Source organism: Acidobacteriota bacterium (assembly GCA_016196035.1).
Taxonomy (GTDB): Bacteria; Acidobacteriota; Blastocatellia; order RBC074; family RBC074; genus JACPYM01.
The window spans coordinates 1-6,794 of the sequence record JACPYM010000106.1 but is presented as its reverse complement, the minus strand read 5'-3'; the positions used below and the strand labels follow the sequence as shown (position 1 = coordinate 6,794).

The following is a 6,794-nucleotide window of genomic DNA, read 5'->3' as shown; positions in this document are numbered from 1 at the left end:
GCGGATATTAGCCGGTGGTGGAGCGCGCGCTCCACCACCGGCTAATATCCGCCGTGCCTCCGGCACACAGAAGCTGTCAACGCACTCAATGAACCAACCTGTGCGCAACATCAGTTATTAAGCCAATCAAGCACAGCCAGCAGCTTGATTGCCCGCCTTTATAAATTCAACCTGCGCAATCTCAGCGCATTCGTAATCACCGACACCGAACTAAACGTCATCGCCGCGCTGGCAATCATCGGGCTGAGCAACACACCGAAAAACGGATACAACACGCCCGCCGCCAGCGGCACGCCCAGCACGTTATACACAAACGCGAAAAACAGATTCTGCCGGATGTTGCGCATCGTCGCGCGGCTCAAACGCAGCGCCCGCACCAGCCCGCGCAGGTCGCCTTTGACCAGCGTGATGCCCGCGCTTTCCATCGCCACATCGGTGCCCGTGCCCATCGCAATGCCGACTTGCGCGGCGGCCAGCGCGGGCGCATCGTTGATGCCGTCACCCGCCATCGCCACGATGCGGCTTTCACTTTGCAACCGCTTGATGGCGGCGCTTTTCTGTTCGGGCATGACTTCGGCAATGACTTCTTCGAGGCCGAGTTGGCGCGCTACGGCTTCGGCGGTGACGCGGTTATCGCCGGTCAGCATCACGATGCGCAGGCCTTCAGCGTGCAAAGCCGCGACGGCCTCGCGCGCCGACGCCTTGATCGGATCGGCGACCGCCAGCAATCCCGCCAGCGTATTGTCGAGCGCGAGCCACATCACCGTTTGTCCTTCACCGCGCAATTGTTCGGCCCGCGCAGCCAACGCCGGCTCAACCGCAATGCCCAGTGAATCCAGCAACCGTTGATTGCCGAGCGCCAAACGTTGGCCGTTGATCTGCCCGACAACGCCCTGCCCTGTATGCGATGCAAAGCTTTCCACATTCACCAATGCCAACTGCCGTTCTTTGGCTGCCGCGACAATCGCCGCCGCCAACGGATGCTCACTCGCGCGTTCCAAACTCGCCGCCAATTGCAACAGCTTGTTTTCGCTCTCCCCGTCTCCCCGTCTCCCCGTCTCCCCGTCTTCAACAGCTTCAAGCGCCATCAAGCGCGGCTTGCCTTCGGTCAGCGTGCCCGTCTTATCAACCACCAACGTATTGACCTTTTCCATTGTCTCCAACGCTTCAGCATTTTTGATCAGCACGCCCGCCATCGCGCCGCGTCCCGTGCCGACCATCACCGACATCGGCGTCGCCAAGCCCAACGCGCAGGGGCAGGCGATGATCAGCACCGCCACCGCATTGACCAAGGCGTAAACAAAACGCGGCTCCGGCCCAACCGCCGCCCACACGACAAAGGTGATGACGGCGACCAACACGACCAGCGGCACGAACCAAGCAGCGACGGCATCGGCCAAACGTTGAATCGGCGCGCGGCTGCGTTGCGCTTCGCCGACCATGCGCACAATCTGCGCCAGCAAGGTGTCGCTGCCCACGCGCTCGGCACGCATCACGAAGCTGCCCGTGCCGTTGACCGTGCCGCCCGTGACTTGGTCGTTGACGTTCTTTTCGACGGGCAGCGGTTCGCCCGTGACCATTGCTTCATCAATCGCGCTGCGGCCTTCGATCACGACGCCGTCCACCGGAACCTTTTCGCCGGGCCGCACACGCAATTTGTCGCCAGGCTGCACACGGTCGAGCGCGATGTCTTCTTCGTTGCCATTGCTGCGCACAATGCGCGCGGTGTTGGGCGCGAGACCGAGCAGCAATTTCAAGGCGCTGCTGGTTTGGCTGCGCGCGCGCAGTTCCAAGACCTGGCCCAATAACACCAGCGTCGTGATGACGGCGGCGGCTTCAAAATAAACAGGCACCACGCCGCCGTGCCCGCGAAACGAGGCGGGAAAAATTCCCGGCGCGAGCGTCGCCAGCACGCTGTAACCAAACGCCGCGCCCGTGCCGATGGCGATCAGCGTGAACATATTCGGGCTGCGATTCACGATCGAAGCCCAACCACGTTGAAAGAACGGCCAGCCGCACCACAGCACGACGGGCGTCGCCAGCGCGAATTGCAACCATACTATCGGGGTCACGACGCCGTGTCCCAGCGCGTGTTGCACCGGCTGGCCCGGCAGCATCTCGCTCATCGCCAGCAAAAAGACCGGCAGCGTCAGCGCGAGGCTGAGCCGGAAGCGCCGCTTCATGTCTTTCAATTCGGGATTCTCAGCATCAATGTTCGCCAGCGTGAACGTCTTCGGTTCCAGCGCCATCCCGCATTTCGGACAAGTGCCGGGGCCAAGCTGCACGACTTCGGGATCCATCGGACAGGTGTATTCGATGTTCTCCGCGCCAGCGGGCGGCATTGTCTGTTCGTGTTGGGGATGCAGGATGGCTGCGGGATTCGCGCGAAACTTGTCCAGGCAGCGCGGATTGCAAAAGTAATACGTCTGGCCCTGATGTTCGTGTTTCCCCGCCGCCGTCGCCGGATTCACTTTCATGCCGCAAACCGGATCGGTGTGCAGTTCGGTTTGCAGCACCGGCAAGGCCGTCATCACTGGCAGGCTTTTGGCTTTGCCGCCGAGTTGCACCATTGGTTGCGGCGCTTTGTTGAGATACGCCGTCGGGTCGGCGCTGAATTTATGTTGGCAGTGCGGATTGCAGAAGTAATACGTTTTGCCCGCGTGTTCAAACTGGCCCGCCGCCGTCGCGGGATCAACGGTCATACCGCAAACTGGGTCAATATGGAGGTTCATTGGAGCTTCTATTTGTGCCTGGGTACGCACCGCTTCCAGCGTGCGGTCTTGGCACGAGACCGCTAGATGCCGAAGGATAACCTACTAGCACGTCGCATCTCTCGCCAAGTCCGCACGCTGGAAGCGGTGCGTACCCAGGACTGGTCATTCCAGCTTGTTCAACCTGGATGTTGATGCTGCCCACTCGTTCCGCCGGGCAATTTCGCTCCCGGCTCATACTTGCCCGCTTTGATGAGCGCCAGCATGCGCTCATATTTTTCAGGCGGCAAGACGCGCACCAATGACATCATCCCCATCATCGAACCCGTCCAGCCCACCGGCAGCCACGAGGTTTCGGGCCGCGCGACTTCTTCATCCATCGTCATCCACATGTCTTGCGGATAGCCGGGCACGCGCCGCCCGCGCTGGCTGGGCGCTTTCACTTCGACCAATTTCATCCCGCATTTCGGACATTCGCCCGGCTTGTCCGATTTCACCTCAGGATGCATTGGGCAGGTGTAAACAGCCGCCGCTTGCGCGATGGCATTCGAGGTCGCGTATTCGCCGGGCACGCCGGTCGCGCGGCCCAGCGAAGGTTTCATGTCTTCGCCTAACGCGCCGCCTTTGCTGACGATGCCCATGCCAGCCTCCATTTCTTTGCCCGTCTGTAAAGCATGGCCTACATGCGCCCCTATTGCAGCCATCGGCCCGACCATCGAAACCATCTGATTCATCATGTGATGCGGCAGATGGCAATGCACCATCCAGTCGCCTTCGAATTGTGCGACGAATTCGACATCGCGGGCCTGCGCTACGCCGACAATCGCCGTGTTGTGTGGGAACCAGGTGGAGGCGGGCGCGCGCCCGCCTTCGGTGCCGGTGACGTAAAACTGATGGCCGTGCATGTGAATCGGATGGTGATCCATGCTCAGGTTGACGAAGCGCATGCGGACGCGCTCGCCCTGTTTGACGATCATCGGCGTCGTGTCGGGGCCGCTCTTGCCATTCATCGTCAGCCAGTTGAATTCCATCGCCAGCGTGTTGGGTACCGTGTTGTTCGGCAGAATCGCCCAGCCTTGCAGCACAAAGGCGAAGTCTTTGTCCACGCGCGGTTCGTGCGGCACTTTGGGATGGATGATGAACATCCCGATCATCCCCAGCATCTCTTGCATCGGCATGTGCGAGTGGTAAAAGAAGGTGCCGTTCTGATGCAGCATGAATTCATAGGTGAACGATTCGCCCGGCATAATCGGATTCTGGCTCAAGCCCGGCCCGCCATCCATGTTGAATGGCAGTTCCAAGCCGTGCCAATGCGGCGCGGTCGGTTCGGGCAAATTATTGGTGAAGATGATGCGCACGCGGTCGCCTTCCTGCACCTCGATGGTCGGCCCCGGCACGCTGCCGTTGTAGCCCCAGGCATCCACCAACCGCGCCTCGCTCCATTTCGAAGCGCGCAGGAATTCAGTGCGCACCGGCTCGGCAACGAGCCTGAAGACCTTGACGCCGTTGTCGAGCGTGTACGGCAGCTTCGGCAAATCGGGCGTGATGACAGGCAGATAAGGCCGCCGTTCATTCAGCGCGTCAACCTGGTTTTGCCCTTTGGGCGCAGCAGGTTTGGCAGGCGTTTGGCCTCCGTGTTGCGCCCCATGCTGTGAATGATCGTGTTGCTGCTCAGGCGGTTTGGTTTGCTGTTGCGCCTGCGCCTGATTCGCGGCGACGAGGCTTGCACCTAGCATTGAGGTGCGCCGTAAAAAATTGCGACGATTCATAAGTTCTCCCATAACCAGCCGCAGATTTACGCCGCTTCACGCGGATCAACTCAGATCGGCGTCTCTCAGCGTTCATCTGCGGCCAAGCTTTACCGATTTGCTCCGAGGCTGGTGTTTGGCGCGTTCAAGCCGCCCATCAGCAACAGGCCGCGCAACTGCGCCACGCTCTGCCACAATTCGACTTGCGCCGCGATGGATTCGGTGCGCGCCTCGAACAGCGTGCGCTGCGAAATCAGCACCTGCGGATAAGCCGCAGCCATCTGCCGGAATTTCGCCAGATACAGGTCATAAGCCCGTTGTGCGCGCGGCAGAATTTCGCGTTGATAGCGCGCCGCCATGCCCAGCGCGTTCAGATAGGCGGCGTAACTTTCTGCCAGCCGCGTGCGCAATTCCAATTCGACGCGCTGCACCTCGCGTTCAGCGTTCAGTAAATCGGCCTGCGCGGCGGCGCTATTCCCCTGATTGCGATTAAACAGCGGCAGGCGAATGCCCGCTTCGACGCGCGCTTCCCAACCGGTGCGGCGGCCCGCGATTTCGTTGTATTCGTTGTTGGCGCTCGCCCCGGCGCGCAGGAACACATCGGGCACGGGTTCAACCTTGGCGCGCGCAAGGACAGCCTGGGCGCGTGCGACGCCGGTTTGCGCGGCTTTGATTTCGGGGCTGTCGCGCAAGAGCGTCGCCAGCAATTCATCGAATTTGAATGGCGGCGCTTCCACTTCGAGCGAACCATCCAGACGCAGGGGTTGAAATTGCGCTTGCAACGACGGCTCATTGACGACGGCTGCCAGCGCCTGCCAGAGCCGCGTCAAACCGTTTTCGGCGCGCAGTTGTTCGATCTCGGCGCGTTGCAATTCGACCTCGGCAGCCAGTACATCGGGGCGATCCGCCTGACCAATGTTGTACAGGTCTTCTGAAATCGTCATGGCCTCGCGCGTCAGATCGGCCAATTGCTTGCGCAAATCCACGAGTTGTTGCGCGCCGAGTGTTTCGTAATACAACACGCGCACGGCGCTGACCACGCGCAGCCGTTGCGCCTCAGCGCTGACTTCGGCTTGCGCTTTGTCTTGCGCGGCGATGGCTTTGTCTTTGGCGAGCTTGCTGCCAGTTAGAATGGTTTGCTCGACAAAGAAACCCTGGTTGCTTTGATAAGCGCGCACGCGCGGATCGAAGGCCAGCCCTTCGCCCGCATACCCAGCAATCGGGTTGGGCCAAAGCCCGGCCTGTTTGCGCCGCCCTTCCGCCGCGCGGATGGCGGCTTCGGCTTGGGCGAGCGTGGGGTTGTTCTTGAGCGCCAGTTGCTCCAACGCTTCCAGACGAAGCGGGGGTGGCGCGGGTTGTTGTGCTTGGGCGCGTGTCACAGACAACAAGAGCCACGCCAAGGCACCGCAAAACTGTAATGCCAGCGTTCGGCTTGAACGCATAAAGAATTCCTCCGACTTGAGCGGGCTGAACCTGACGCGCAGCGTCTTTGGAGTGCGGTGGCACAGCACAGGCCACCGCTTTCGTAAGCCTTCGAGGGTAAGCCTATCAAGGGCATACCAAAGCGGTGGCCTGTGCCACCGCACTCCAAAGGCTTCGCCAGCGGCAGTGCGCGTTTCAGCCAATTTCAGGATACGCGCAGACACACGACAGCCTGCGCACGGCTCAGATGGCAGCCAGCGGCGGATTAAATGCGTTGGACAGTGGAATGTTGTTCGCGCGGCGGTGGTTTGAAAGGCGCTGGCGCAGGTTTGTTCAGCGCAGCAAAGGGCTGGCTGTTTTCCGCCCAGCAAAACGAAACGATGAAGACCGGCTGCCCGGCGGCTTGCGGCTGTTGTTTGGCGGCTTGATTGCCGGGCAGCAGCGATTGCAAGACGGCGTGGTGCTGGCAATCGTGCGAATGATTGTGCGGCCTAGGTGTTTGCGGTTCAGGCTGTGGTTGTGGATGGCAATGCGCGTGCTCGCTGGTGGTTGGCGGCTGTGTTGCAACAGCCTCACCGGCGCAAGCAACGGTGGCGCAAATGACTTGGCAAACCTGGACGCAAAACAGGCCCGTTGCCAAGAGTAGCGAGCAGATCGTCGTCAACCATGAATTTGAAACAGTTGGATTGCGCATCGCGATGGCGATTCTAGCAAGCGAAGTTCAAGAACGGCAAATCGTATGACGGCGCGCGGCGTCGGGACGGTACCGCGCGCGTGAGCAAGCGGCGTCTGCGCAGTTGTGCCAGTGCACCTTGCGGTTCAGTGTATGCCAAAGGCTGTACGCTGGGACGGTACCGCGCGCCGTCATACGATTTGCCGTTCGTGAACTTCGCTTGCTAGAATCGCCATCGCG

General features: G+C 60.8%; 4 protein-coding genes. All 4 read right to left on the bottom strand.

What is annotated here, in order from left to right; translation table 11 throughout:
- Nucleotides 1-158 precede the first annotated feature (158 nt).
- Entirely contained in the window at nucleotides 159-2,732 is a 2,574-nt protein-coding gene (locus HY011_29790; protein MBI3427142.1) for a heavy metal translocating P-type ATPase, read from the bottom strand.
- A 158-nt stretch (nucleotides 2,733-2,890) separates the two neighbouring features.
- Nucleotides 2,891-4,480: a copper oxidase gene (locus tag HY011_29785; GenBank protein ID MBI3427141.1), complete on the bottom strand. Its 1,590-nt coding sequence runs from the start codon at nucleotides 4,478-4,480 to the stop codon at nucleotides 2,891-2,893.
- 89 nt (nucleotides 4,481-4,569) lie between these two features.
- Nucleotides 4,570-5,901: a TolC family protein gene (locus tag HY011_29780; GenBank protein MBI3427140.1), complete on the bottom strand. Its 1,332-nt coding sequence runs from the start codon at nucleotides 5,899-5,901 to the stop codon at nucleotides 4,570-4,572.
- A 245-nt stretch (nucleotides 5,902-6,146) separates the two neighbouring features.
- The gene (locus HY011_29775) at nucleotides 6,147-6,575 is read right to left on the bottom strand and encodes a hypothetical protein (protein MBI3427139.1); all 429 of its coding nucleotides are present in this window, start codon (nucleotides 6,573-6,575) and stop codon (nucleotides 6,147-6,149) included.
- Between the last annotated feature and the right edge of the window lie 219 nt (nucleotides 6,576-6,794).

Coding starts and splice junctions, on each gene's coding strand:
- HY011_29790 (MBI3427142.1), bottom strand. CDS start 2,732: ATGAACCTCCATATTGACCCAGTTTGCGGTATGACCGTTGATCCCGCG.
- HY011_29785 (MBI3427141.1), bottom strand. CDS start 4,480: ATGAATCGTCGCAATTTTTTACGGCGCACCTCAATGCTAGGTGCAAGC.
- HY011_29780 (MBI3427140.1), bottom strand. CDS start 5,901: ATGCGTTCAAGCCGAACGCTGGCATTACAGTTTTGCGGTGCCTTGGCG.
- HY011_29775 (MBI3427139.1), bottom strand. CDS start 6,575: ATGCGCAATCCAACTGTTTCAAATTCATGGTTGACGACGATCTGCTCG.